The sequence below is a fragment of the Trichocoleus sp. Lan genome (assembly GCF_039961855.1).
Lineage (GTDB): Bacteria > Cyanobacteriota > Cyanobacteriia > Cyanobacteriales > FACHB-T130 > FACHB-T130.
In genome coordinates this window covers 54,065-79,201 of sequence record NZ_JAMPKA010000010.1, presented here as the reverse complement: position 1 = coordinate 79,201, position 25,137 = coordinate 54,065, and the positions used below count along the sequence as shown (strand labels likewise).

24 protein-coding genes are annotated in these 25,137 nt (G+C 46.4%); 14 read left to right on the top strand and 10 right to left on the bottom strand.

All coding sequences use genetic code 11. From position 1 onward, the window contains the following. Positions 1-83 precede the first annotated feature (83 nt). From NDA03_RS11065 to NDA03_RS11045, 5 genes are all read left to right on the top strand, one after another. Entirely contained in the window at positions 84-551 is a 468-nt protein-coding gene (locus tag NDA03_RS11065; RefSeq protein ID WP_190410371.1) for a hypothetical protein, read from the top strand. A 94-nt stretch (positions 552-645) separates the two neighbouring features. Beyond that, positions 646-1,101 carry a hypothetical protein gene (locus NDA03_RS11060; RefSeq protein WP_348238036.1) on the top strand — a complete coding sequence of 152 codons (456 nt, stop codon included), beginning with the start codon at positions 646-648 and terminating at the stop codon, positions 1,099-1,101. A gap of 23 nt (positions 1,102-1,124) precedes the next feature. After that, positions 1,125-1,313: a CPXCG motif-containing cysteine-rich protein gene (locus NDA03_RS11055; RefSeq protein WP_190410373.1), complete on the top strand. Its 189-nt coding sequence runs from the start codon at positions 1,125-1,127 to the stop codon at positions 1,311-1,313. A gap of 163 nt (positions 1,314-1,476) precedes the next feature. Beyond that, positions 1,477-1,956 (top strand): hypothetical protein, encoded by a 480-nt coding sequence (locus tag NDA03_RS11050; protein ID WP_190677285.1) that lies wholly within the window; start codon positions 1,477-1,479, stop codon positions 1,954-1,956. Between the two features lie 160 nt (positions 1,957-2,116). Beyond that, positions 2,117-2,554: a hypothetical protein gene (locus tag NDA03_RS11045; protein WP_190526082.1), complete on the top strand. Its 438-nt coding sequence runs from the start codon at positions 2,117-2,119 to the stop codon at positions 2,552-2,554. Between the two features lie 83 nt (positions 2,555-2,637). Here NDA03_RS11045 and NDA03_RS11040 read toward each other — a convergent pair whose 3' ends face one another. From NDA03_RS11040 to NDA03_RS11025, 4 genes are all read right to left on the bottom strand, one after another. Further along, entirely contained in the window at positions 2,638-3,300 is a 663-nt protein-coding gene (locus NDA03_RS11040; protein ID WP_348238076.1) for a GIY-YIG nuclease family protein, read from the bottom strand. A 132-nt stretch (positions 3,301-3,432) separates the two neighbouring features. Next, on the bottom strand, positions 3,433-3,798 hold the full coding sequence (locus NDA03_RS11035) for a DUF1823 family protein (protein WP_190684782.1): 366 nt from the start codon (positions 3,796-3,798) through the stop codon (positions 3,433-3,435). Between the two features lie 118 nt (positions 3,799-3,916). Then, positions 3,917-5,488 carry an ATP-binding protein gene (locus tag NDA03_RS11030; protein WP_348238035.1) on the bottom strand — a complete coding sequence of 524 codons (1,572 nt, stop codon included), beginning with the start codon at positions 5,486-5,488 and terminating at the stop codon, positions 3,917-3,919. A gap of 720 nt (positions 5,489-6,208) precedes the next feature. Further along, positions 6,209-7,996, bottom strand: a complete 1,788-nt coding sequence (locus tag NDA03_RS11025; protein ID WP_348238034.1) for a DUF3352 domain-containing protein — start codon at positions 7,994-7,996, stop codon at positions 6,209-6,211. A gap of 130 nt (positions 7,997-8,126) precedes the next feature. Between NDA03_RS11025 and NDA03_RS11020 the strand changes: the two genes are divergently transcribed. From NDA03_RS11020 to bioF, 7 genes are all read left to right on the top strand, one after another. Continuing rightward, the gene (locus NDA03_RS11020) at positions 8,127-8,486 is read left to right on the top strand and encodes a rhodanese-like domain-containing protein (RefSeq protein WP_348238033.1); all 360 of its coding nucleotides are present in this window, start codon (positions 8,127-8,129) and stop codon (positions 8,484-8,486) included. 197 nt (positions 8,487-8,683) lie between these two features. Then, positions 8,684-8,875 carry a hypothetical protein gene (locus NDA03_RS11015; protein WP_190531523.1) on the top strand — a complete coding sequence of 64 codons (192 nt, stop codon included), beginning with the start codon at positions 8,684-8,686 and terminating at the stop codon, positions 8,873-8,875. A 124-nt stretch (positions 8,876-8,999) separates the two neighbouring features. Then, the gene (hrcA, locus tag NDA03_RS11010) at positions 9,000-10,112 is read left to right on the top strand and encodes a heat-inducible transcriptional repressor HrcA (RefSeq protein WP_348238032.1); all 1,113 of its coding nucleotides are present in this window, start codon (positions 9,000-9,002) and stop codon (positions 10,110-10,112) included. Positions 10,113-10,231: 119 nt separating this feature from the next. Beyond that, positions 10,232-10,918, top strand: a complete 687-nt coding sequence (locus NDA03_RS11005; protein WP_190525348.1) for a DUF2834 domain-containing protein — start codon at positions 10,232-10,234, stop codon at positions 10,916-10,918. 14 nt (positions 10,919-10,932) lie between these two features. Then, positions 10,933-11,616 carry a hypothetical protein gene (locus tag NDA03_RS11000; RefSeq protein ID WP_190531521.1) on the top strand — a complete coding sequence of 228 codons (684 nt, stop codon included), beginning with the start codon at positions 10,933-10,935 and terminating at the stop codon, positions 11,614-11,616. Positions 11,617-11,796: 180 nt separating this feature from the next. Further along, positions 11,797-12,480, top strand: a complete 684-nt coding sequence (locus tag NDA03_RS10995; protein ID WP_348238031.1) for a DUF2834 domain-containing protein — start codon at positions 11,797-11,799, stop codon at positions 12,478-12,480. A gap of 300 nt (positions 12,481-12,780) precedes the next feature. Then, positions 12,781-13,947, top strand: a complete 1,167-nt coding sequence (gene bioF / locus NDA03_RS10990; protein WP_348238030.1) for an 8-amino-7-oxononanoate synthase — start codon at positions 12,781-12,783, stop codon at positions 13,945-13,947. A 78-nt stretch (positions 13,948-14,025) separates the two neighbouring features. Here bioF and NDA03_RS10985 read toward each other — a convergent pair whose 3' ends face one another. The 3 genes from NDA03_RS10985 to NDA03_RS10975 all read right to left on the bottom strand — a co-directional run bounded on the left by NDA03_RS10985 (position 14,026) and on the right by NDA03_RS10975 (position 15,992). Beyond that, positions 14,026-15,444: a general stress protein gene (locus tag NDA03_RS10985; RefSeq protein WP_348238029.1), complete on the bottom strand. Its 1,419-nt coding sequence runs from the start codon at positions 15,442-15,444 to the stop codon at positions 14,026-14,028. Positions 15,445-15,506: 62 nt separating this feature from the next. Then, positions 15,507-15,671 carry a hypothetical protein gene (locus NDA03_RS10980; RefSeq protein ID WP_190426155.1) on the bottom strand — a complete coding sequence of 55 codons (165 nt, stop codon included), beginning with the start codon at positions 15,669-15,671 and terminating at the stop codon, positions 15,507-15,509. A 177-nt stretch (positions 15,672-15,848) separates the two neighbouring features. Then, complete coding sequence (locus NDA03_RS10975) at positions 15,849-15,992, bottom strand: hypothetical protein (RefSeq protein WP_190410387.1); 144 nt, start codon at positions 15,990-15,992, stop codon at positions 15,849-15,851. 60 nt (positions 15,993-16,052) lie between these two features. On the opposite strand from NDA03_RS10975, the gene NDA03_RS10970 reads away from it, so the two are divergent. Further along, a complete protein-coding gene (locus tag NDA03_RS10970) occupies positions 16,053-17,651 on the top strand; it encodes a HAMP domain-containing sensor histidine kinase (protein WP_348238028.1) in 1,599 nt (532 codons plus the stop codon). A 158-nt stretch (positions 17,652-17,809) separates the two neighbouring features. Then, positions 17,810-20,431: a CHAT domain-containing tetratricopeptide repeat protein gene (locus NDA03_RS10965; protein WP_348238027.1), complete on the top strand. Its 2,622-nt coding sequence runs from the start codon at positions 17,810-17,812 to the stop codon at positions 20,429-20,431. 56 nt (positions 20,432-20,487) lie between these two features. Here the strand turns inward: NDA03_RS10965 and NDA03_RS10960 are convergent, their stop codons facing one another. From NDA03_RS10960 to recF, 3 genes are all read right to left on the bottom strand, one after another. Further along, positions 20,488-22,776: a CBS domain-containing protein gene (locus NDA03_RS10960; protein ID WP_190531556.1), complete on the bottom strand. Its 2,289-nt coding sequence runs from the start codon at positions 22,774-22,776 to the stop codon at positions 20,488-20,490. Positions 22,777-23,258: 482 nt separating this feature from the next. Further along, complete coding sequence (locus NDA03_RS10955) at positions 23,259-23,741, bottom strand: hypothetical protein (RefSeq protein WP_339380271.1); 483 nt, start codon at positions 23,739-23,741, stop codon at positions 23,259-23,261. Between the two features lie 197 nt (positions 23,742-23,938). Then, the gene (recF, locus tag NDA03_RS10950; protein ID WP_190433608.1) at positions 23,939-25,099 is read right to left on the bottom strand and encodes a DNA replication/repair protein RecF; all 1,161 of its coding nucleotides are present in this window, start codon (positions 25,097-25,099) and stop codon (positions 23,939-23,941) included. Between the last annotated feature and the right edge of the window lie 38 nt (positions 25,100-25,137).

The following is a 25,137-nucleotide window of genomic DNA, read 5'->3' as shown; positions in this document are numbered from 1 at the left end:
AAACAGCGATCGCACAGATGTAGTTGTTAGAAAGTCCAGTGAGACTCTAAGAAGAGTTTTATTCTCCCAAGGCAGGCTAACAGATGGTATTCGTAAAACCTCAATTTAATCGTAAATTTGCTTTTAAACTCACTCTAGTAGGTGCAGGAGCGCTTTTGTGCTTGATTCCCTCTGTAGAAGCGATCGCCAAAACCGTAACTTCCACAGGTGCTGCGGCAGTTGAACCAACTGTTTTGGCAGCTCAACCGCAAGGTCGCACCCAGCGGGTTCGATTTGCAAAAGGGAAAAGCTCAGCAGTTGTAGAATACTCGGTCGTGCGAGGAACGAGAGATATTTATCTGCTGGGTGCCAAGGTACGCCAGAAAATGACGATCGGCATTACCTCTCTTGAAGACAACGCTGTTTTTGATATCGTAGCTCCGAATGGGCGAATTATTGCACAAGAGGCAACTAGCTGGAGCGGCACATTGCCTAGAAGCGGGGACTATAAGATCGTTGTTGGCGGGACTAGAGGAAACGCCAGTTACAGAATGCAAGTGGGAATTAAATAATCGTTCCATTTATCAGATTTTCCCCCACCAGACGCTGTACTGGTGGGGATTTTTTTTTATAAATTGAATAGAGCAAGCAACCAAGGATAAGCAGATGTTAAAACAAGCTTTGGCGGGCGTAGGAGCATTTTTATTCCTGACCTCTTCGGTGTACGCTGGAGAACAGAGTGCCGAGAGCGATCGCTTTGAATTTTCCCTGCAAAACACAGCAGAAATTCTCCAGGTTCAACCCTTATCAACTTCCAATTCGATTGAACTTGCTCAACTTCTGAACACCCGCTGCCCACCGAATACATCTTTATACCGTGCTGCTGAAACTAGAAATTATTTCGCCCATATCTGTATGGCTAAGGGAGGTACTTTAGTCTATATTGGGGGTGCCAAAAATGGAACCCAAAACACTGTTAATGCAACGGTTCCCAGTAACAGTAGTGGTCAGTTTGTTGCTGTTCAAGGTAATACCCGTTATATTCTTACCCAAAGCCAGCTACGCATTATTCAAGGGAATCAAACCATCGTTAATGAAAGAGTGTTGCGATGGACTCAATAACGATGATTAGAGGAATAAATTAAATGCAATCAACATCTGAGTATTTTTGTGCCTATTGCGGCGAACCAAACGTTACATTTGTTGATCTAAGTGCTGGGGGTCAGCAGTCGTATATTGAAGATTGCCAAGTTTGCTGTCGCCCAAATATTCTCTACATCCGATTTGATGAAGAAACCCTTGACATTGAAATCGATAGCGAATACGAAGGCTAAAAATCAAGATTTATTGCTTCCTGCCTAGTTTACTCGCAAAAGATTTCTGGGATTTCTGGAAATGCCTTGCGCCCTTCTGAAGATAAAACTATCGACAAACAGATAGTTCCCCAAAAAACAACCGTAATCTTACGGTTATTATCTTACAAAGAAGGTCAAATTAATGGTATTTACGAAATCTGAATTCAATTGCAAACAGGCTTTGAAATTAGCTTTAGCTAGCACAGGAGCATTATTATTCTTAGCACCTTCAGTAGGTGCTGTACAACTAACTGAAAAAAGTGCCGAGAAGGTTGCTTTCACTTCTCAGCAACCTGCATCTCAAACTTTATCGACTTCCCACTCTATCGAACTAGCTCAAACAGAGGTGGGTTGTCATAGGGATGAAAGTACTTTCGTTGCTGCTGAAACGAAAAACTACTTAGTGTATATTTGCGGCGGAGATAATCCCCACACTTATGTCGGTTATGCCAAGAATGGGCGTGGTGGTATAACTGTTCCTCTTACTTCTTACAACCGTAATGTATTTACGGCTAAAAACGGTCCGTACACTTACACGGTGGACATGAGTAAGAGTCAGCTCGTTATTAAGCTCCCAAATGGCAGACGTTCTATTGAAAAGTTAATTAATAGTTTGGAGTAATACTATAGCAGCAACTCTCACTATTTAGTTGTTAGTTTTGTTTCAGGCATAATAGTGGGTGTTCAGCTTTTAGTTTTAGTACGAAAATTCATTTTTTCAGCTAATCCTTAAACAAAACGATTACTCACTTGATTACGCTCTGTCAAAGGAAGAAAATGAAATGGCATCTGTGAAACTTGGATTGAATGGCAAACAAGCATTGAAACTCGCTTTAGCAAGCGCGGGAGCATTATTATTCTTAGCACCAACAGTACAAGCAGCAGAACTTACAAAAAGTGCTTCCGGTGTAAGCGATCGCCCAATCCAAGTAGCTGCTTCTAACGATTGCATCAACGACATCGCAGAAGGTTTCTCTGTCGAAACAACCAATCATTATGTAGGGATTTGTTACACTCGCAAAGGCACCTTCTACGTGGGTCGTGCGAAGAATGGCAAAGGTAGCATTCTTCTCCCTGTTTCTTCTCCAAAGAGGAATGTTTATGTCGCCAAAAACGGTCGGTACACTTATACTCTAAATTTGAATACGAATCAGTTAATTATTACCTTGCCTAATGGCAGACGTTCTATCGAAAGGGTAGTCAAAATTATCGATTCCTAATTTTTTACCTTATGACTTTTTAATTTTGATTGAATCCCTGCCTTTTCACACCCAAATGTCCTCATTTGGGTGTTTTTTCACGATTACGAATGAGTTTCCCGCGTCTGTCCCTCGATGACAGCACTCCAGTCGTCGTTATTCACTGCCGCTTCTAGCTTTTGCTGCCTCTTGGCATCACTTTCCTCGGCATCTGCAAGATCCTTAGTGAGCGTGCTATCTGCCATCGCCTTGCGAAGTTTGAGCTTTTTCTCCTCATAGGCGTTGCGCTCTTCGGGCGACATGGCTGCTTTTGCAACTTCGCCCACCGTGCTAGCCCACATCTCACTGACCTCAGCGTTACCAGGCGGAACGCTGCCGAGTCCGGAAATCCACGCCTCTCGCAAATTTTCCATGTCCGTGCGTTTCGGGAACTTGAACGCCTGCACCCGCACAAACGCGCAAGTTTCTCTCCCATTTTGAGCGACATGACCATTCAGGGAAAGCAGCACATTCCGCGAGTATCCGATATATTGCGTCTGACGTTGGGTATTTAACACAGCGTACACCCCAGCAATTTTCGCATTCTGAACGCGATCGCACCAATCCTGAAGCGGTAGCACTTCAGTTCCATCGTTTTCGAGATCGACAGGAGTCGCTATCTCAGGGGCAGCGTGTTCGTCGTCGGAGCTATACAAAAATTCGTGCAGCCCCCGATGCCCTTCAGGTACATTTTGGTGTTCAACGGGCACATTCTGGTTTGTCTCCACCTGAATTAGTCTCCATTCAATGAATTTGTTGCCGGGAGTCAGCCAATCCTGGGATTTATCCACTCCCGATAACTTGTTTATAGTTTAGGGCGTGGGCAGTGGTGATTTGAGTCCCGCTTAGTATGACTTAGTTCAACGGGTGGTTTGCATATAGCTCAACAGCCAATTCGCCGCTGTTGCCCGACGAGTCTGCCTGGGACCAAATTCACCCAATTTGTAGCCTTTAAAGCCGAGTTGTTCTTTTAGTAGCTGCTTGTTCTCTGCCGGAATCGAGCGAGTCAGCTTCACCGTTGGTGGACGGTTCTCAATAAAATCAGGCGGTTGTGGATATTCATCTCGCCATTCTGGGGGAACTTCGCTCGCGTCCCATTGATTCGCCCCTGTGTCGTAGCGATAACCCAAGCATTGCCACACCAGTTGGTTCACTGTGGCATCATCAATTTCATCGTTCAGGATAGCCCAAATCGTTTCGGTATTCAGCGGCGGTAAGTTAGACATGAGAATGAACAATTAACAACAAAAGCTGTATCAATAAAATACAACTTTTTTCCTTGGCTAAATATCTCTGGAGAATTCCATTCGCACTTTTTACAAAAATGGTGCGCTCTCACGGCTGTTAACTTGCCAAAAGTTGATTTCTTCTGTGAAGCGTTGATTCTTCCTGAGTGTGCCACACGGGAATCTCAATACAAAATTCTGATCCTTGTCCAGGTACCGATACGCAATTAAGCGAACCTTTGTGCTTCTCTACTACAATCTGATAGCTAATGGATAACCCTAGCCCAGTACCTTTACCGACAGGCTTGGTGGTAAAAAATGGCTCAAATAATCGGGCTTTAACATCTTCATTCATGCCCTGCCCGTTATCAGCAATCCGCACAATAATCGTATTGGAAGAAGTCAGTTCTGTGCGAATCAAAATTTGACTGGGTTTGTTGAGTAATTCATCCGAACTGCGAACCCCCGAAATAGAACCTTTATTTAGGATTTCGCTACTGTAACGCTCTAACTCATCAATCGCATTGCCGAGCAAATTCATAAATACCTGGCTCATTTGCCCTGGGTAACATTCCACCAAAGGTAAATCAGCATACTCTTTAATCACTTCAATTTCTGCATAGTTGCCATGTGCTTTTAGTCGGTTTTGCAAAATCAGCAGGGTATTATCAATCCCTTCGTGAAGGTTCACCTGCTGCATAACCTGTTCATCATTGCGAGAAAAATTTCGCAACGATAGCACAATCTGATGAATACGCTTTGCCCCTATTTCCATTGAAGACATCACTTTAGGCAAGTCTTCTCTGAGAAAATCTATGTCGAGTTCTGCGATTTTTTCTTGCATCAAGCAGCTAGGATTGGGGCACTCTTGCTCGTAAAGCGTCACTAAATCAAGCAAATTTTGCACATAGTCAACTGCATAATTTAGGTTCCCATAGATAAAGCTAACAGGGTTGTTGATTTCGTGAGCCACCCCTGCTACCAAACATCCCAAATTGGACATTTTTTCTTTTTCAACGAGTTGGGATTGGATTTGTTGCAGGTCGTGCAAAGCTTGCTCTAAATGCTTTGATTGAGCAACAGCTTGGGCAGCGGTGGCACAACTTTGCTCGTAGAGTTCCGCTTGATGAATATTAAGGGCGAGTTGTTCAATATCACTTTCTTGTTGATATTGGCTCACCACTGCATCTAGAGCCTCAAGCAGGTTGGTAGAAGACTCTGTAAGAATGTAACGTAGATGCGGATTGTCTGAGGTTAGTTCTTCAGGGGTTGCTTGGGCGATCGCTCTTGCTTGCGCGATATATTGGCGTATGTGCTGGTCTAAATTTAGCGGTGGCTCAAAGTACATTGACCAAACAACGGGTGATGGTTGACCCGGTAGTTTCATCTCCGGATTGCCCTCGATCAAACCACTATGCGACCGTTCCATCAAATCCAGATCAGCTTGCAAAGTAGAGCGCAATTTCTCTTGCTCGGCAATATCTTTAGTACAGACTAGTCTTAAGGCGAACAGTGCCGTGCGTTGAGATAACATCCGCTGACGACCACTGATATTAACCACTGCTGCGTTAATTTCCCGCACTGTATTAATTTCGTTTAAATGTAAATAATTAGCCAAGACAAGTACCGGCAATAATTCAAATAACATTAAAGATTGCGGGATTATACCATTAGCCAGTTTTTTTGTCATGGTACTTGTTAGATTTTTTTGAAGTGAAAAGCAAAAAAACCGCGAATCTACTGTATAGTCACGTAAATCTATGACTAAGTTCCAGTTTACTTGTAATTTAAAGATGCAGCTTTGACTTCCTCCGAATTATTGCTTGGCTAGTACTGACAAACTATGAACCAAAGCGGTACCAAATTTAGTGCATTTTTATACGGATTGGAAAAATTAGCGTCACTTAAAGGCCTTCGTGAATCTCAACTAGCTTTATCTCAGCTTCATCTAACCATGAGAAATTTCACAAATTCAAGACAATTTGCCGAATTCTATCTGCCTTTTAGTTGATAGAGGCGTCAGATTTCAAGAAGGTCTCGGATATAATTATTGGTCTAAACCAGGTTGCCATAAATAAAATTCACAGAGTCGTTAATTTCGTGGGCGATATCGGCAACTAGGCAGCAGAGGCTGGACATTTTTTCGGGTTCAATTCAGTTGCGTTTGGGTGCGTTGTAACTGTTTTACTGACTACAAATAAGGCTTGAGGAGCAAAACGGGACTGGCAGTTCAAGAAGACTTGTGTATACACAGTAGCCCAAAGAATAGAGAACCCCAAGAGATAGCTCTCTTGGGGTTTCGGGAATTTATGGGAATCTAGCAAACAGGATATGACTCAGCAGGGGGGAGGCGGGAAGTTTTTAGCGATTACTGATTACCAATTCCCTTTCCTTAACCCCGATTTGCGAATCATTCCTCAGCCTTAGCACCTAGGCGGAGGAAGACTTTACTGCGGCGAACCCCGTCATCGCTGCCGTAGCTGCTAAAGGCAAGCGAATTTAGTTCGTTAAATAACGGTTTCGCCACCAGTTCCACTACTCTGACAATGGGCAGCTGACGCTCTAAGAACGCCTGACTAGATGCCCAATCTAGATACAAATAGCCGTTATTTGGCTGGGGTAAAGAGGTGATGTTTGCCTGGAAGCGATCGCTCTTGACGAGAGAATTATCCGGAGCCTTAATCGCTTGATTCATTGCTTCAATCGAAGTGGTGAAAATCTCGTACTTGCCGATACTGGCGCGAACTCCTTTCACCTGTGCTTCTAGCTTGACGGGATCTTGGTCGTCACCCTGATTCTTCTCGGCGGTGGTTGTGAGTTTTGTCCAGGCAGAGATCGGTTGATTCTCCAGAGTAAATGAGCTAACGCTCAACCCTTGCTGTTTGGCAGAAGCGTCTAGACGATCGATTGCCGCTTCTGCTTTTGTCGTTTCTGATTTCTCGGCGACAAAAATCCAATCTGAATCTTTGCGGTCGGGACGAGGTAGCATTCCCAAAGCGTACTCGCCTTGCACCCAACTAAAGATATCTTGCTTTAGATCAATGCCCCAACGCGCTTGGAGATTCGCGATGGGTTGATTGATGAGTTGAGCAAGGCTATCATCGCTATCTAATCCAGAAGTGAGTTGAGTCCACAGTTGCTCTAAGTTACTACCAGAAGCGGCGATCGCTATTTTCTCTGGTAGATACTGCAACGCTCCGACTGGTTGAGATAGGCTAGGAGTTGTCGGGGAGATTTCCTGCCCGGTAGCCGCCAATAAAGCGGTTTCTGCCAGCAATCCTTGAGTTTTTGGAGAGATAGCGATCGCTAAACTCTCATACGTCTGGCTAATTTCCATCGGTGAATTATTCCCCAGCAACTTCGCCAGTGACGGAAGATTCACATAAGTCAGACCAATTTTCGGCTGAGAGATGCTTTCAATTGCCCGCTGATAAGAAGTTGAATCGCTAAGGCTGAGATTGGGCGCTTGCACATTATTAATGGCCTCTTTCAGCACCCTAGGATTATTGGCAAACAACACAAAGCGATCGCCGACAACTGCGGTAGCAACCGAGTTTTGAGCTGAGGCGCGGTTGATCGTGTCTTTTGGCAATGCCGATCTATCGCGGTTGTAAAAGCCTTTATTGACCGCGTCTTGAGTTTTGACGAGTGAATCCTGATTCTTATAAATCAGCTTGACACCTTTATAAGTTTCAAAGACTAAATCTGTCTCGACATTTGCTTGCTTCTGCCAGAACAAATCCACAAACTCGCGGCTGCGTTGTGGGTTTTTGGTCGTGACAGCCAGGAGCAGCCCGCGCTGCTCTCCATTGTCACGGGTGCGATCAAAATCTAAGCTGGTGAGAGCCAGCGTGATTTCATCCCCTAGCCAGGGTTGGATATCTCGGCGATAATCCAGATCCGTGTTCGCGAGTAAGCTTTGTTTAAATTGGTTGAGTTCTGCACGCGATCGCTTGCGGTTCGCGGGACGCGCTACAGCCTGCCGCAACCCTTCCAACCGATCTGGATTCACAAGCAATGACACCATTACGGGTGCCTGTTTCGGCACAAATATGGTGGCAGTTGGGTTCGTCACTTCCCCACCTCCTAGAAGGGCGAGGGGGCTGTTTGCCCTTAACCAGTAAAAGCCACCGGCACCAATTAACAGCAGCACTAAAACGCCAGCTGCTAGAACGTAGAAAAACGAGCGTCGCTTCATGGTGAAATATAGACCTTGGGTGAGCGCGATTCAGCTAAGAACACTAATCCCGATGTCAGAACCTATTATTTCAGCTCATCGGACTGCTAACTATTAAAATCTTAGTTAATCTCAAGCGTTGCACAACCTCATGTCTGCTCAATCTTTTAGCCAAGATATTCCCCAGATTAGCGTAGAAGAACTTGCCAGCCGTCTTGCCGATTCTCCGAAGAGTCTGCAATTGGTGGATGTGCGAGAACCCCGGGAAGTTGCGATCGCCAGCATTGAGGGTTTTGAAAACCTCCCCTTGTCGGAATTTGCCGACTGGGCTGACCAAATCCATACCCAGTTCGATCCGCACGCCGAGACGCTGGTTCTCTGTCATCATGGCATCCGGTCGGCGCAGATGTGCCAGTGGCTACAAATGCAAGGCTTCACCAATGTCAAAAATATTGCTGGTGGCATCGATGCCTACTCAATCCGAGTCGATCCGACAATTTCCCAATACTAACGATCCCAGTACAAAACTATCTTGAAGCTGGAACCTCTTCCCCAACCCCTTTCCTGCAACAAGAGGACAAGAATTCTCTTTCTTCCCTACTAAGGAAAAAGGCTGGGGCTAGATTTTTTAATTAAATACGGTTCACGATATTGTTTTAATTTTTACTAGCGAAATAAGTATTTAGAGGTTTTGGCTGACAAACTTCGATGCAGTCGAGTAGACTACAGACAATCCTGATAGAGACTGTGGACTCTAGAGTTACGGGTAGCGATAATGTCCTAACTCTGCGATCGATCGTCATGGTATGTCTAAGGTTGGAGTTCGGCGGCTGTTATGCTTCTACTGGCTGGGTGTGGCGAACCGGCAGGCAGAAGGCAGCATCTGCTATTCTGTTTTAACCTATCCTATATTTAATCGGCTGCTTGCTTGACAAGAGCGCCGGACTTACTGAGAAATTCATCATCAGAAGTCCAGGAATTTCCAATTGTTTTTAAAACCCTATCCAATTCGGCTTTCGTTTAAATGGCTAGGCAAGTAAGTCTGACTGACCGTCAACAACGTATTCTCTGGGCAACTGTCCGTCACTATATTGCGACGGCTGAGCCAGTCGGCTCAAAAGCTTTGGTAGACGAGTATAATCTGTGCGTCAGTCCAGCGACGATTCGCAATGCAATGGGCGTCTTAGAGAAAGCGGGGTTGCTCTATCAACCCCATACCTCGGCTGGACGGGTTCCCTCTGACTCTGGCTATCGAATTTATGTCGATCAATTAATTAAGCCTTCTGAAGCCTTGGGGCGTCAGGTAGAGCAGTTATTCACAAACCGTTTGAACTTGGAACATCAGAGTTTCGAGACTGTGTTGCGGGGTGCAGCGCAAATTCTGGCAACGCTCAGCGGTTATATTACCCTGATCACGATGCCGCAGACTCGAACTAATCGTTTGCGGCATTTGCAACTGGTGCAGCTCGATCCGGGAAGGGTGATGCTGATTGTGGTGACGGATTCTTATGAGACGACTAGCGTCTTAATGGAGTTACCGCTCTCAGAATCGGAGGATGAGCAACCGGACGCAGAAATTGTAGATCGGGAGTTGCAAATTTTATCGAATTTTCTGAATAGCCACTTGCGGGGGCGATCGCTCAGTGAATTGGCAACTTTAGACTGGAGCGAACTAGACCGAGAATTTCAACGATATGTCGATTCCTTGCGAAATCTGCTTTCCAACTTGATCCGTCGCACTTCCCAACCTGCCACAACTCAAATTATGGTTCGTGGCGTCGCTGAAGTATTGCGTCAGCCAGAATTTTCCGAGTTACAGCAAGTGCAGACGCTTATACATCTATTGGAAGAGGAACAAGACCAGCTGTGGCCTTTAATCTTTGAATGGCCTAGACCAGATGTCACGGCTATCTCAGATGTCACTTCTGGTTCGCGGGTGACGGTGCGGATTGGTTCGGAAAATCCTTTAGAACCGATGCGTACCTGTACGCTGATTTCTGCAACTTACCAGCAGGGTTCAGTACCCGTGGGAAGTGTGGGTGTTTTGGGGCCAACGCGGATGGTGTACGAAAATGCGATCGCACTCGTTGAAGCCGCCGCCGATTATCTCTCGGATGCTCTTACGCAACCTGCTTAATTTAGAAAATCGCTAATCGCGATTAGCGATTAGCGATTGGGTAGCCCACCACGAACCACGAACGATAAACATGGCTAATTGCGATTAGCTCTAATTTTTGCTTTTCATTCTTCACTGATATGGCTAGAAAAATTGGCTTTTGGTTGCTTTGGGCAGCATTTATTACCTATGCCTTTCTGTTAGCACCTCCTGAACAACCAGGCACATTTGAACTTATCAAAAATCTCTCCACAGGTCAATGGACAGGGATTAACCCCCTAGTCGTCACGCTATTCAATCTTCTGGGCATCGTACCGATGATTTACGCCTGTCTGATGCTCATTGATGGCAAACAGCAAAAGGTAGCAGCTTGGCCTTTTTCGGCGTTCTCTTTTGGAGTCGGAGCATTTGCTTTGTTGCCTTATTTAGCACTGCGAGAACCCAACCAGGAATTTCACGGAGAAAAGAATTTATTTCTGAAAATACTCGATTCCCGGTGGCTTGGTTTTTTACTAACATTCGGCGCTGGGAGTTTGGTTGTATATGGCTTATTGGGCGGGAATTGGGCAGATTATATTCAGCAGTTCCAGACAAATCGCTTCGTTCATGTCATGAGTTTGGATTTCTGCCTGCTGTGGTTAATATTTCCCGCACTTCTGGGAGATGATATGGCGCGTCGGGGAATCAAGAATTCTACACTTTTTTGGATAGTAGTGCTGATTCCTTTGTTTGGCGCTTTAGCTTATCTTTGCCTGCGTCCTCCCTTACCAGAAACTAATGCCGAAGCTTTCTCCACGGAACGGCAACCCGCACAATCTAGAAATTAAAATTTGATGGAAATATGGCTAGAAAAACAGCACTTTGGTTATTATGGGCTGGATTTATCTCCTATGTTTTGCTGCTGGCACCGCCAATTACGCCAGACACACTGAGGCTCATTAAAAATATATTGACGGGTCAGTGGACCCAGGTCAACCCAATTATCCTTTCTATATTTTCCCTGATTGGCATCTGGATACTCATCTATAGCTGTCTTTTGTTCGTCGATGGGAGGATGCAAAAGATTCGTTTCTGGCCTTTTGCTTTGGGTTCAGCGGGAACGGGAGTGATTAGCCTAATACCTTATTTAGCATTGAGGGAACCGAATCAAGAGTTTTCCGGGCAAAAGGATACCTTGCTGAAAGTTTTTGATTCTCGCTGGACGGGTATTATCCTCAATTTCAGCACGCTTTTCTTGCTAGCATTTGGCTTGCTTGCGGGTGATTGGGCAGGGTTTATTCAACAATTCCAAAGCGATCGCTTTGTCAATGGCATGAGTTTGGCTTTTTGCCTGTTCTGTCTGTTGTTTCCGAGCGTTCTCGGCGATGATATGGCGCGTCGAGGGTTCAATATTCCCCCAGTTTTTTGGGCAGTATCGCTGGTTCCTCTACTGGGACCCCTTGCCTATCTCTGTATTCGTCCACCTTTACCAGACTCTGGTGCTGGTTCAGCACCAGAGTCTGTTGCGAACACTACACGAGTGTGAACAATTTTCGAGGTTTTTAGGAGAGAACAAACCGCGGAGGTCGCAGAGGACGCGGAGGAAAGAAAGGAGAGGCTGTGGCTTTCTTTTGAATGCAAGTTGGTGTGACTTAAGACGGAGGTAAGTGCTGTTATCGGACTTTTAAAGTTAAATAATTGATGTATAAAGTTATGGGTCAAGATTATGGGCAGAAAAATTGCCTTGTTCTTGATATGGATTACATTTCTTGTCTATACCGTATGGTTAGATCCACTTGCTCAACCAGAGACGTTTTCGCTGGTTTGGAAGTTGTTAACATTCCAGTTGGCAGATGTGAATGCAATTCTTGTGGCTATCTTCTGGCTCATGGGCGTTTGGCCTATGATTTATGCTTGTCTGATGTTTGCGGATGGCACAACGCAACCGTTTCGCTCATGGCCTTATTTCATTGGGGCAAATGGAACGGGTGTGATTTGTTTGATCCCCTATTTAATTTTCCGAAAATCAAATCAAGAATTTTCTGGACCGAAGGATAAATTACTAAAAATTCTAGATTCCCGTTGGACAGGAATTTTCCTACTGTTAACAACGATTGGCTTACTTGCCTACGCAATATTTGCTGGAGATTGGGGAGATTATATTCAACAGTTTAAAACCAGGGAATTCGTTCACCTCATCAGTTTGGATTTTTGTCTCATGTGCCTGGTGTTTCCATTAACGTCACTGTTTGGCGATGATATGGCTCGTCGGGGCATAAAGGATGCTCGAATTTTCTGGGCTGTGGCGCTAGTACCTTTATTTGGACCACTTGCTTATCTTTGCCTGCGTCCACCTTTGCCAGAATCAAGTGCTGACGTCAGCTTTCAAGCGTCTAATTTGACAGCTTAGCTTGCGAGTTGTGCCAGGAGAATGTGAAAGGAGAAAATGAAAATATAGAGGGGTGCTGTAGCGTCTCTGGGAGGTGGAAAGCATGATTGCCACTTTTCCTGTATTTTCTTTTATAGCAATTCTCGTTTGGACGCAGTATGGTTTAACCCCACCCCTGCCCCTCCCCTCAAGCAGGAAGAGGTTCAATACTGTCCCCTCACCGAAAAGTGGAGAGAAGGGGTTGGGGGTGAGGTTAGGAGTGTGTTGCAACAATGTGAGAACTGCTATACAGGCAAGTTAAAGGTGCGATAACCGATCGAAATGCCAACGAATCCTTACGCTTGGGTAGAGCAATCCCTCGCCACCATTCACCGCGCAGATTGGTATCGGTCGGTGCAAGCGATCGCTAGTCGTCCGGGTGCGACGGTGTTGCTGGAGGGGCGTGAAGTCATCAATTTTGCCAGTAATGACTACTTGGGACTCGCGGGGGATGAACGCCTCATCCAAGCCGCAGTAGCAGCTACTCAGACATTTGGCACGGGTAGCACGGGTTCTCGGTTACTCAGCGGACATCGGGAACTGCATCGGGAATTGGAAAAAGCGATCGCATCCCTCAAACAAACTGAAGATGCCTTAGTTTTTAGTTCTGGATATCTGGCAAACTTAGGTGCGATCGCTGCTTTAGTCGGAAAACGCGATCTGATTGTGTCTGATGGGTACAATCACTCCAGTCTGAAAAATGGGGCGATTCTTAGCGGTGCAATGGTTATTGAATACCCTCACTGCAATGTTGAGGAGTTAAAAACCCAACTGAATTTACACCGGGAAAAATACCGTCGATGCCTGATTCTCACAGATAGCGTCTTCAGTATGGATGGCGATTTGTGCCCCTTACCGGGACTGTTAGAGCTGGCGGAGGAATTTAGCTGTATGCTGCTCGTTGATGAAGCTCATGCCACAGGGGTACTCGGAGCAACGGGTGCTGGGTGTGTAGAACATTTTGGCTGTAGCAATGTCCCGTTGATTCAAATCGGCACTCTCAGCAAAGCTTTAGGCAGTTTGGGTGGATATGTCGCAGGCAACTCGGCTGTGATTGACTTTTTGCGGAATCGGGCACCTAGTTGGATTTATACCACGGCTCTTTCACCCGCTGATACCGCTGCGGCATTGGAAGCCCTTCGCATCATCCGAAAAGAACCGGAACGCCGCGCTAGTTTGTGGAATAATGTCAATTTTCTCAAACAGCAGATTGCCCAGCAATTAACCTTACAATTGCTGCCTTCTGAATCTCCTATTCTCTGCTTTCCCCTGGACAGTGCAGAAGCAGCGCTAAAAATGGGACATCAACTAAAAACATCCGGCATTTTCGCCCCAGCGATTCGTCCTCCCACGGTGCCTACGAGTCGAATTCGGATCTCGGTAATGGCAACGCATGAAACTGACCATCTTCAACGATTGGTAGAGACTTTAATTGAGAAGTGCTTTTGATTATTTCGTGCCAAGACGCAAAGACGCAAAGTTTTTCTTAACGCCTTTGCGCCTTTGCGCGAAATTGTGGGAAAGTTACTACCGATTGTCAACAATCGTGACGCGATCGCTTACTTGGGTTACTTTATCCTGAGACTTAATCTCATTCACAGTCGTCAGATTCTCCTGAGGTTCGACGATGCGGTTGGTAGAATTGGTTCTCGAAGCTGTAGAAGGCGGTACATCGTAGATAGCCCACTCTTGAATGCCGCGATTGCTCAGAACTGATTCGGCACGTTCGATATCGTCTTCGGTGCCATCTACCATAACCAGATAATCACCGCGAGCCACAAGATTGTTATAAACTTGCGCTCGATCTTCAGGAATTCCTAAACCCAGCAGTGCGCCAATCAAGCCACCTGCGGCTGCGCCGATTCCACTCCCCGCCAGGGTGGTTGCGATCGCAGTTGCGGTAGCACCAGCCAACAAAATCGGGCCAACTCCGGGAATCGCCAATACACCCAAACCGAGTAATAAGCCAGTCAGACCGCCTAAAGCACCCCCTGCAATCGCCCCTGTGGTTGCGCTTTCATCAACGTTATTGTCATCAACGCGATCGCTCATTTCAACGCCAGCGATTTGATCCTGGGGGTCTGCATCTCTGGCAACGACGGAAACTTTACTCATCGGAAAGCCAGAATTACTCAGCTCGTGAAGCGCATCTTCCGTATCCCGACGGCTGACAAAGGCACCAACAGCACGCTTGTGTCGGCTGAAATCGCTGTCATTGACATTATCTTCTGTAGGAACATAGGCAACGGGAGAGGCGGCACCCAGCGGATTCATTCCTAACGAAGAGGAATAACCCGTCGCCAGGGGATCGAGTCCCAATGGGGAAGGATACGTGCTGCTGATCGGATCGAAGGGGGTTGAGGAAGAAGCGCCATAATTGTCAGGAACCGCCGAAACCCCCGTCACATCGTAGACACCCCAATGCTGAATACCTTGCCGGTTCAAAATCGATTCAGCACGATTAATTTCGTCTTGCGTACCCTCAACAATTACTAAATAATCTCCTTGGGAGACTCGGTGGTTGTAAACTTTGGCTTGCTCTTCAGGAATTCCTAAACCTATCAGTGTGCCGACAATGCCACCTGTTGCAGCGCCAACCGCACCCCCGATTAAAGCATCTCCCAGAATAGAAGCGATCGCACCTCCTGCGATAACCGGACCAAATCCCGGAACTGCCAACGCACTTAAGGCTCCTAGCACGCCAACTAAACCGCCGACCGCACCGCCTGCTAAGGCACCCGCCGCTGCACCCCCACCGGCTTCATTGCCACCTCCGTAAGGGTTGACTTCAACACCAGCTACCTCATCTTGCCGAGTGCTATCCCGTGCCACCACAGAAACTGTGTTCATGGCAAAACCAGAGTCCCTAAGCTCGTTGAGCGCATATTCCGCCTGTTCAGGTGTAGAAAATACGCCGACAGCTCGCTTGTTTTGGTCGAGGGTCATTTTTTTCCTCCTAGAAGTATTCAATAACTTCCGTCAGCACAAATACAGAATCAATTTTTTATTTATGCACTTTGCTTATCTTTCTGTTTTTTTCTACACTTTTCATCAGCCTGGAGATGTAAAATTTTCTCTATCAACAGATGGGTAAAAGATATTCTTCTATCAGCTCCTAATGCATTTTTTGCATCAGTTTTTTTGACGAAAAACTCTTTTTGGTTTTTGCTCATTTTTTTGTATGCCTTTATTCCTTGCCCCTTAGCATGAGTGGAAAGACACTTATACTTTGTCTTATACAGTAAACTTAACCCCGAAGCTGCTTCTGTTTCGGGGAAGGGGAAAGAACTTATCTTTTATGAACTTACTTTTATAAGGAGAGGAGTTGCCAAGAGATTAACGGACATTTATCAGGGAGAACCGGCTCCTAGAGCATGAATGGGGAGATTGTGCCCCGATGACCCTGAGAAATTTTTCCGAACAGAGCGCGGGAATTGCCACTGATTCGTTCGGTTATACCACCACCGATAGAGGGCAACTATCGGTACGCTCATAATCAGAAGTAGTTTAAAAGACGCACCGCCAGTTGATTGCCGTTAAAGGGGTGGATCTTTGTGCAAAAGAAGTGGTTACTACCAACCATCAGTGAAATATTAGCCCAGAGCGAACACAGCGAACAAACTGGGGCAAATTCTGTTATGCCTTCTGTAGAGCAGACAGCAGAAAAAGCGCATGGATTGCGCCCTGCCAGCCGGACGGCACGAGAGTACGCCCGTGCCTCGCGGGAGTGGTGTGGAGCGATCGCTGCCTTGGAACAATTGTTGCTGCAAGTTCTAGAACCTGCTAAACCTGATGCGCCACAAACCTTGGGCTTAGTTTTAGCGGGTCCTGTGCCGGTTCTGAGCCACCCAGCGGTAATGACTCGCGTACATACCGGAATTTTTACAGCAGAGCGATTTAATCCTCTGGCATTAATGCCATTTCTGCTGCCTCCCGCAACAACTCAGCAAAAGGAAAACGAACCTCAATCCACTTCCAACTTCCCGTTAATCCCTGCCGATCCCTTAACAAGCGAACAGTTTTGCGTAATTTTCACACCACGGTTTAGTTTGGTGATGGTTGTTGGAGAAGATATTACAGGTGCCCCAGCTTTCCAATATTCTTTTGATCCGCAAGTGGTAGAGCAAGCGTGGCAAACTTTGCGATCGCGCTTGTTGCTGACCAGTCTTCATCAAGTGAGTCATTTAGAAACTTTAGTCGAACGCTTTGCACCCCAAGCGCCCGATTATCGAACCGTTATGCAGTTTAGCCGCTTGCTATTGAAACATCTGCCCGAAGAAATCAGAGGCGATCGGAAAGACGCCGATTTATCCCGTCTTGGGTGTGGGCAAGAAGCAAAAGGTAAAGAGCTAGAAGATAATTCCGAACTGCCAATTTTGAATCCTAAATTAATTGAAAATTCAAAATTTAAAATTCAAAATTCTAATGATGTGGAATTACTTCAAGCGTTTGCCCACGAAGTACGGACGCCCTTGAGTACCATACGCACCTTAACGCGGCTGTTGCTGAAGCGCCGCAACGAATTAGCACCGGACATCACCAGGCGTTTGGAAGCGATCGATCGCGAGTGTACCGAGCAAATTGACCGCATGGAGTTGTTTTTCCGGGCGGTGGAATTAGAAACAGAAACCGTTAAGCGCTCGCCCGTTCACCTGACTGCGATGTCGGTAGCGCAGGTCTTCCAAAACAGCATTCCTCGCTGGCAAAAACAAGCAAATCGTCGCAACTTAACCCTAGAGGTGGTATTACCGCAAAAGCTCCCCGCTGTTGTCAGTAATCCCGCCATGCTGGATCAGGTACTAACTGGGTTAATTGAAAACTTCACTCGCAGCATCCCCGCAGGCGGTCATATTCAGGTGGAGGTGACACCCGCCGGAGACCAGCTAAAATTGCAACTCCAGTCTCAAAACCAACCTGACGAAAGCGGCAACTCGCTAGCCGCAGACAACAACCCACCAACGTGCAAGTCAATTGGTCAGCTATTGATGTTTCAGCCAGAAACCGGATGTTTGAGCCTCAATCTCAACGTCACCAAAAATCTCTTCCAAGCGTTAGGAGGAAAACTGATTGTACGGCAACGACCCCAGCAAGGTGAGGTCATGACGGTTTTCCTACCGTTAGATGTGGATGGTTCCGGCATTTGGAATGCTTAATTGGTAATCGCGGGATAGCGATCGCTATCCCGCCACCAATGCGAGTCTTAACATCTAGCATCCGCTCTTCGTTACAGCCGCGATCGCTGGACAGTATCTTTGTGTCTGGGCTATGACAGTGTAGCTACTGCCGCACATCTACACCTGTTGAGCCAGCCATGCGATGCCCAAAAATCGGACTGATGCTATTCGCCATGCTTGTTGCCAATGGCGTGACGCCAGTTGCCAATCTTCCAGCACCCTTAACAGCACCCCAAGCGTTGGCTCAAACCCCAAATGCAAGGAAAGCGGAAGCAGAGCGACTGGATGGGCAAGCATTTGACCAGTATCTTGCCAATCAACAGGAAGCGGCATTAGAGTCTTGGCAACAGGCACTCTTGATCTACCAGGAACTCAAAGACCGCCGAGGCGAGGAGTTGGTCCTAGAAAAGATCGACATGGTTTATGAGACTCAAGCAGATCGCCTACGTAAACAAGGAGCTGGGCAGTATTTTACCAGTCAATGGGCAGCGGCATTACAGTCTTTGGAACAGTCACTCTTAATCTACCGGAACATCAAAAACCGAAAAGGCGAGGCATTGGCGCTAGGAGGGATAGGACTGGTTCATGACTCTCTAGGTGACTATGCCAAAGCGATTGATTACACTCAGCAGCAGTTGGGGATCGCAAGAGAAATAGAAGACCCACTTAATGAGAGGGCGGCATTGGCCAATCTGGGAGGGATTTACCTTAACCTGGGAAACTACCCTAAGGGGATTGAGTATTCTCAGCAGGTATTGGCGCTCGTTGCAGCAGATGGATTTCCAGATCCACAAGCTGAGGGAAAGGCAGTAGCCAATATAGGAGCAGCTTACGTTTCCCTGGGAGACTATGCCAAGGCGATTGACTACCTTCAGCAGCAGTTAGCCAACGCACGGGAAATAGGAGACCAACGAAGCGAAGGGGCGACACTGGGCAATCTGGGAGTGGCTTACAGTAACCTTGGAGACTATGCTAAAGCGATTGAATCCTCTCAGCAGCAGTTAGCGATGGCACAGGAAGTTAAAAATCGACGAAGTGAGGGGTTGGCACTAGCCAATCTGGCAACAGCTTATCTTTATTTAGATGACTATACCAAGGCGATTGATTATACTCAGCAGAGTTTGGCGAGCGCACGAGAAATCAAAGATCGACGCAATGAAGGAGCTTTACTAGGTAATCTGGGAGTGGCTTACCGTCGCCTTGGAGACTATGCTAAAGCGCTTGAATACTCTCAGCAACAGTTAGCGATCGCACAAGAAATTCAAAACCGTGAAAGCGAAGGCATAGCGCTGCAAAATATAGGTTTTACTCTCTATAAACAAGGCAATTTCGTAACCGCAGAGCCAATTTTAATGGATGGAATTAAGGTTCTGGAATCTATTCGAGCGGGCTTAGGCAGTAACGATGCGAATAAAGTGTCAATCTTTGAAAGGCAAGTTGGTACGTACCAGACATTACAAAAAGTCCTCATTGCCCAGAGTAAAACTGAGCCAGCACTGGAAATTGCGGAGCGGGGAAGGGCACGAGCCTTTGTGGAATTACTCGCTGCTAGGTTGCAGGATGACAGGTTACAGGTTGAAGGTTCAGCTCCACCTTCTAACCTTCAACCTCCTACCATTGAGCAAATTAAACAAATTGCTAAAGCGCAAGCCTCCACTCTTGTTCAATATTCGATTATTTACGACACATTCAAAGTTCAAGGTAAACAACAAGCTCAAGAATCAGAACTCTATATTTGGGTCATCAAGCCTACAGGTGAAGTAACGTTTCGCACAGCTGACCTGAAACCTCTGTGGCAAAAACAAAATATTTCTCTAGAAGAACTTGTTACTAGCAGCCGTGATTCCATCGGCGTTAGAGGTCGTGGCCTTGCCGTTGCCTCTAACGTGGATAAAACCAGCACTAATAAACGATTACAGCAACTGCATCAACTGCTGATTCAACCGATTGCTGACCGATTGCCAAAAGACCCCAACGACCGAATTATTTTCATCCCTCAACGTGAACTGTTCCTAGTTCCCTTCCCAGCACTCCAAGATGCCAGTGGCAAATACCTCATCGAACAACACACTATTGTGACAGCACCCGCAATTCAGGTTCTGGAGCTAACCCGCAAGCAACGGCAACGTGTATCGGGCAAGGAAGTGCTAGTGGTAGGCAATCCTATAATGCCTAACGTTGCTCCTAAAATTGGGGAGAAATCGGAGCCGTTATCTCAGCTACCGGGTGCGGAACAGGAAGCAAAAGCGATCGCTTTTCTCCTCAAAACCAAACCGCTCATTGGCAAGCAAGCGACCAAAATAGCGATCGCGCAACAGATGCCCAAAGCAAAGATTATTCATCTGGCGACACATGGATTGCTGGATGATTTTCAAGGTTTGGGTGTACCGGGTGCGATCGCTCTCGCTCCATCTGAGCAGGATACTGGCTTACTCACCGCTAGCGAAATTCTAGACATGAAACTGAATGCTGAGCTAGTCGTGCTGAGTGCTTGCGACACTGGCAGAGGCAAAATTACCGGCGATGGCGTTATCGGACTATCTCGCAGCTTAATTACTGCGGGTATACCCAGTGTAATTGTGTCCCTCTGGTCGGTTCCAGACGCCCCTACAGCATCCTTAATGACCGAATTTTATCAAAACCTTCAAAAGAATCCCGACAAAGCGCAAGCGATGCGTCAGGCGATGCTGACAACAATGAAGCAACACCCCGATCCGAAAGACTGGGCGGCTTTTACTCTTATTGGAGAAGCACAATAATTAAATTAAAACAGAAAGATAGAAATTCTTCGGTTTTTAATTCCTTCTCCCATTCGCTAAGCTCCGTGTAGCTGTTGCTCTTCATTTCGCTCAATGGCAGGCTTTAGACGACGGGATGTATACATAGAATCGGCATGAGTTGTCTGTCGGATTGGAATCTGAATTACAAACTCAGTTCCCTCACCGGGTGCGGAAATACACTTCAGCTGACCGCCGTGTTTTTCCACAATCTGATAGCAAATTGATAATCCTAAGCCGGTACCTTTACCCACAGGTTTCGTTGTGAAGAAAGGGTCAAACATTTGCCGCCGTACCGCTTCCGTCATCCCTATTCCGTTATCTTCAATCCTGATAGCTACCTGATTTTTACCGACTAATTCGGTGCGTATCCAAATTGTCGGGGGTTGAGAATCGATACTGTCCTCCCCATGAGCCATCCCCCATGATTCCTTAGCAAAGACCTCTTCGAGGGCATCAATGGCATTACTGAGAATATTCATAAATACCTGGTTAATCTGCCCCCCCAAACACTCCACAGCAGGGAGATTGCCATATTCTTTAATAACTTTAATCCCAGAGCGTCCCGCTTTTGCTTCTAGTTGATTTTGTAATATCAGAAGAGTACTATTTATCCCATCGTGGATATTCACAAATTTCTGTTGCGCTTCATCCAATCGGGAGAAATTTCGTAGGGACAGTACCAAGTCCCGGATACGGTTGGCTCCCACCTTCATCGAGCCTAAAAGTTTCGGGAGGTCTGTCTTCAAAAAATCCAGGTCAATTGCCTCAATTTCTGTTTGAATTTCCGCTTCTGGTTGAGGATGATGTTTAATATAAAGTTGCAGCAGATTCAGCAAATCCTGAACATATTGACCGGCATAGCTGAGATTGCCGTAAATAAAATTAATCGGATTGTTAATTTCGTGGGCAATACCAGCTACCAGTTGCCCCAAACTGGACATTTTTTCTGTTTGAATCAGCTGGGCTTGGGTTTTTTGCAGTTGGTGTAAAGTTTGTTCCAGATGTTCGGCTTGTTGTTGTAGAGACGCGATTAATCCTGTCTTTTGCGCCTCTGATTTCCGCAAAGCCGCCTCTACTGCGACACGCTCAATAATGTCCTTTTTGAGAAGCACATTCGCTTGAGCTAATTCGGCAGTTTGTTCCTCTACTTGTTTTTTTAAGTTATCGTGCGCTTGTCGCAATGCCTTTTCAGCTCGTTTGCGCTCAGCAATTTCACAACGCAATCGTTCGTTGCTATTCTCTAATGCTTTGGTACGCTCTTCTACTGCCTGCTGCAATACCTCAATGACATTGTACATATCTGCCGGATTCAGCACTTGTAGCAGGCTGGTTTGGGAGACAATGCCGAGTAATTCGCCCTGATTGCTAGCAACTACCAGACGTCGCACGCGCCGCCGCTGCATTTCTTGATGGGCAACCCATAGGGAATCTGAGGGTTGCAGACAAAATAAGGGTGTACTCATTACGTCTTTTGCCTGCAATTTCGACAAGTCTAATTCCATCGCCTGAAACTGCACCACATCTCGCTCTGTGACAATGCCTACGGGCATTGGGAATTGAGAATTAAGCGTCTTTATTGGCTTGTTCTCAATTTGGTTTTCCCTCTGTTCTGTAATGACGACACAGCTGACTAGCTGACTCGCCATGATTTGGGCTAAATCGAGAACAGAAGCCGTCATAGGCGCATGAACGACTTGGGATGTCATCACATCCGCGACGTATCGCAATCGCGTTAGAAGATTAACGGGTTGCAACGCTTTGCGAATACTATCGTGCGTGACAATTCCGACTACCCCTGCATTATCGTCAATGATTGGCAAATGGCGAATTCGGTGCTGACGAAACAAGGAAAGAGCCGTGAAAACATCGTGAGCTTCTGATTGTCTGAGGGTAATGGCTGGTTGCGTGACGACATCGGCAATTTTGACGTTAATTAGGGAAGCTCTGGCGGCAGTCAGTCTAACAATATCGCGCTCTGTAAAGACTCCCACAAGCTGCGATCCTTGCATGACTAAGACACAATGACCTGCGGCATCGGCAGTGTCAAAATCGGTCTCCTCTTGTGACAACCAACAGGATGCAGGGTGCGGCAAGGCGGCGTTCATTCCCTCGCTCGCCTCCCAGCTTGGGTCTTCTGACGCTGCACTGGTGTCTGCTTGTGTCCCTCTGGCTTGGGTTCCTCTGGGCAACTCACAACTACTCCGTAACTGGCTCATGAGCGCCAATACATCAAGGAGAGGTGTGTCAGGCGCTACAGTCAGAGGCTGACGGTCAATGGCAGGGTCTAGAGATAGGCAAGGAAGCGGCAGGGCGTTGGGCTGCATTGTGAACCCATCCAGTAATTTCCACAGGGGTACTGTTGGCAATTGTAAACTGTGATACACCCAAACTTCTGCTAATTCTTAGTTATGTGCAATAAATCATTACTTGATTGCAATAAATATTTATGTTTTATGAAAGAAAATAAATCCCTAGATAGAGGGCTAATTCATAAATTGTCTATATAAAATCCGTACAGTAACCTAAGAGAAAATATTTCCCTTTCTAGAATAGAGTTCAATGAGTCCAATAGTTCTTAGCTCTTCAAAAATGAGGAATCGAGGGTAATTTTTCTTATCAAAAAAGAATAATAAAAAGGCTCCAGCAACGACTCAAAATTAGGATAACGAGCAAGAACAAATACATTAAACCCAAATTCGTGCTGGTATATTGCACCTAAAATAATTTACAAATAAGCTTAATGATTAGGGTATAGGCTAATTGCTAATTGGGCAAAAAAGGGCTTTGATTAGCGACTAGCCATTCGTTATTCAGGCTTAAACAGCACCAGTATTTTATCAACAATCGCATCACCAGCGCGGGTTTGCAGGATGGAATATGCTAATTCAATGAACGCAAAATCAGGGCGATTGTCTGTTTTAATCAGTTTGCTAGCAGGATAAAAAGTAATGTCATTGACAATGCCTTCATTCGTTATCCCTGTTTGCCAACCTGCTCGATTCCACGACAGCGATTTCCCACGTAAAGTCAACTGAAACCACTCGATATCATCTTCTCGCAGGTCAATAAACAGATCGAAATAAGGTTCTCCACCCTGATACCATACTCTTTTGACGCCATCTCCCTTGGCTGAGGTCAATAGCTTCTGATTGATCCGTCGCAACGAAGCGCCCAGTCCTGCAATCTCATCCCGATCCATAGCCATATCCATTTTTCGCATAGCAGCAAGGTTAATTACGTCACAATCAATCTGGGCGTAGGTTGACAGTTCGTTAAATAAGTAAGGCACGGATTCTCTCTTTAGAACATATTGGTGGATACGAGACTTCTGAGGGTGACTCCGGATTTGAGAATAAGGTTATAGGCTGCAAGCCAGCGATTAACACTAAAAGAGAAAGAACGACTTGTTATAGGTGCAGGTTTATCCATTTAGTTGGCTATTTACAAATATTTGGCTTCAATCCGTCCTTATGCAACTAACAAACTTCATCGTTTTATTTGTCCTGCCTGAACAGAGAGAATTTGAGAAGAATTCAACCACTGGGCATCGAAGGAACCTAAGTGAGTAGTGGTAATCAGGGTCTGAAAGCGGTCTTGGATGGCATCTAACAGTTGATTTTGGCGGTTTGGGTCTAACTCGGCTAGAACATCATCAAGTAGTAACAGTGGCGGTTCTCCAACGACTTCTTCAATCAACTTTAGCTCTGCCAGTTTCAGCGCCAAGACTAGGGTTCGCTGCTGACCTTGGGAGCCATAAATTCTTGCCGGTGTTTGGTTGATGGTAAACTCAACTTCGTCCCGGTGAGGACCGACGAGGGTTGTGCCTTGGTGACGTTCGACGACCCGACGCTGTTGAATTTTCTCTAGAAAAGCTTGTTGCACCGCTTCGGGTTCTTCCTTCTCCAGGGTGACATTGGGGGCATATTTTAATTCCAGCACTTCAGCTCTACCGCTAATGCTAGCGTGCCAAGCCTGAGCGAGAGGTGCCAGCCGTGTCAGGACTCTGGCTCGACGACGGGTAACGCGAGAACCCGCGATCGCTAATTGGACATCCCACAACGCCAATTCAGAGTCCCGATTCAAGTCCCCATCGGTGGAAATTTCCTCTTGCCTGTTACTAGAAGAAGGTTGGGCTTTTCTCGCTTCTTGTCTTAATAAGGCGTTGCGCTGCCGTAATACTTGGTTATATTGCTGCAAAATGTGGGCGTAGACGGGTTCCAACTGGGTGAGGATGGAATCTAGCCAGTTGCGGCGTTGTTCGGGGGCACCTCGCACTAGATCTAAATCTAAACTGGAGAATTCTACAGCGTTGAGGACGCCGAGAAAATCCATTTGGCGTCGCAAAGCTTCTTGGTTAATGGCTGCGGTACGACGCCCTTGAGTGCGGAGGGTTAAAGCCAGATCCACTAAGCCGTTAGCGCGTTCCAGCGTGGCTGTAATTTTACCGTCCGCCGCGCCTTCGCGGATCAGGTCGCGATCGCGTCCGGCTCGATGGCTTTTGAGGGTTGATAGTAACTCGACTGCTTCCAAAAGATTGGATTTTCCTTGGGCATTATTCCCCACCAAAATCGTCTTAGGAGCCTCGAAATCAACTCCACAATCCAAGTAGTTGCGAAACTGGCGCAGGTGGAGGGTTTTGAGATACATAGCTAATGGATCATTAGTAATGGAATGGGTAATGGGGC

Bases quoted from the DNA above. Each gene is read 5' to 3' on its own strand.
- NDA03_RS11065 (WP_190410371.1), top strand. From the start codon at position 84: ATGGTATTCGTAAAACCTCAATTTAATCGTAAATTTGCTTTTAAACTC.
- NDA03_RS11060 (WP_348238036.1), top strand. From the start codon at position 646: ATGTTAAAACAAGCTTTGGCGGGCGTAGGAGCATTTTTATTCCTGACC.
- NDA03_RS11055 (WP_190410373.1), top strand. From the start codon at position 1,125: ATGCAATCAACATCTGAGTATTTTTGTGCCTATTGCGGCGAACCAAAC.
- NDA03_RS11050 (WP_190677285.1), top strand. From the start codon at position 1,477: ATGGTATTTACGAAATCTGAATTCAATTGCAAACAGGCTTTGAAATTA.
- NDA03_RS11045 (WP_190526082.1), top strand. From the start codon at position 2,117: ATGGCATCTGTGAAACTTGGATTGAATGGCAAACAAGCATTGAAACTC.
- NDA03_RS11035 (WP_190684782.1), bottom strand. From the start codon at position 3,798: ATGTCTAACTTACCGCCGCTGAATACCGAAACGATTTGGGCTATCCTG.
- NDA03_RS11030 (WP_348238035.1), bottom strand. From the start codon at position 5,488: ATGACAAAAAAACTGGCTAATGGTATAATCCCGCAATCTTTAATGTTA.
- NDA03_RS11025 (WP_348238034.1), bottom strand. From the start codon at position 7,996: ATGAAGCGACGCTCGTTTTTCTACGTTCTAGCAGCTGGCGTTTTAGTG.
- NDA03_RS11020 (WP_348238033.1), top strand. From the start codon at position 8,127: ATGTCTGCTCAATCTTTTAGCCAAGATATTCCCCAGATTAGCGTAGAA.
- NDA03_RS11015 (WP_190531523.1), top strand. From the start codon at position 8,684: ATGCAGTCGAGTAGACTACAGACAATCCTGATAGAGACTGTGGACTCT.
- hrcA (WP_348238032.1), top strand. From the start codon at position 9,000: ATGGCTAGGCAAGTAAGTCTGACTGACCGTCAACAACGTATTCTCTGG.
- NDA03_RS11005 (WP_190525348.1), top strand. From the start codon at position 10,232: ATGGCTAGAAAAATTGGCTTTTGGTTGCTTTGGGCAGCATTTATTACC.
- NDA03_RS11000 (WP_190531521.1), top strand. From the start codon at position 10,933: ATGGCTAGAAAAACAGCACTTTGGTTATTATGGGCTGGATTTATCTCC.
- NDA03_RS10995 (WP_348238031.1), top strand. From the start codon at position 11,797: ATGGGCAGAAAAATTGCCTTGTTCTTGATATGGATTACATTTCTTGTC.
- bioF (WP_348238030.1), top strand. From the start codon at position 12,781: ATGCCAACGAATCCTTACGCTTGGGTAGAGCAATCCCTCGCCACCATT.
- NDA03_RS10985 (WP_348238029.1), bottom strand. From the start codon at position 15,444: ATGACCCTCGACCAAAACAAGCGAGCTGTCGGCGTATTTTCTACACCT.
- NDA03_RS10980 (WP_190426155.1), bottom strand. From the start codon at position 15,671: ATGAGCAAAAACCAAAAAGAGTTTTTCGTCAAAAAAACTGATGCAAAA.
- NDA03_RS10975 (WP_190410387.1), bottom strand. From the start codon at position 15,992: ATGAGCGTACCGATAGTTGCCCTCTATCGGTGGTGGTATAACCGAACG.
- NDA03_RS10965 (WP_348238027.1), top strand. From the start codon at position 17,810: ATGCGATGCCCAAAAATCGGACTGATGCTATTCGCCATGCTTGTTGCC.
- NDA03_RS10960 (WP_190531556.1), bottom strand. From the start codon at position 22,776: ATGCAGCCCAACGCCCTGCCGCTTCCTTGCCTATCTCTAGACCCTGCC.
- recF (WP_190433608.1), bottom strand. From the start codon at position 25,099: ATGTATCTCAAAACCCTCCACCTGCGCCAGTTTCGCAACTACTTGGAT.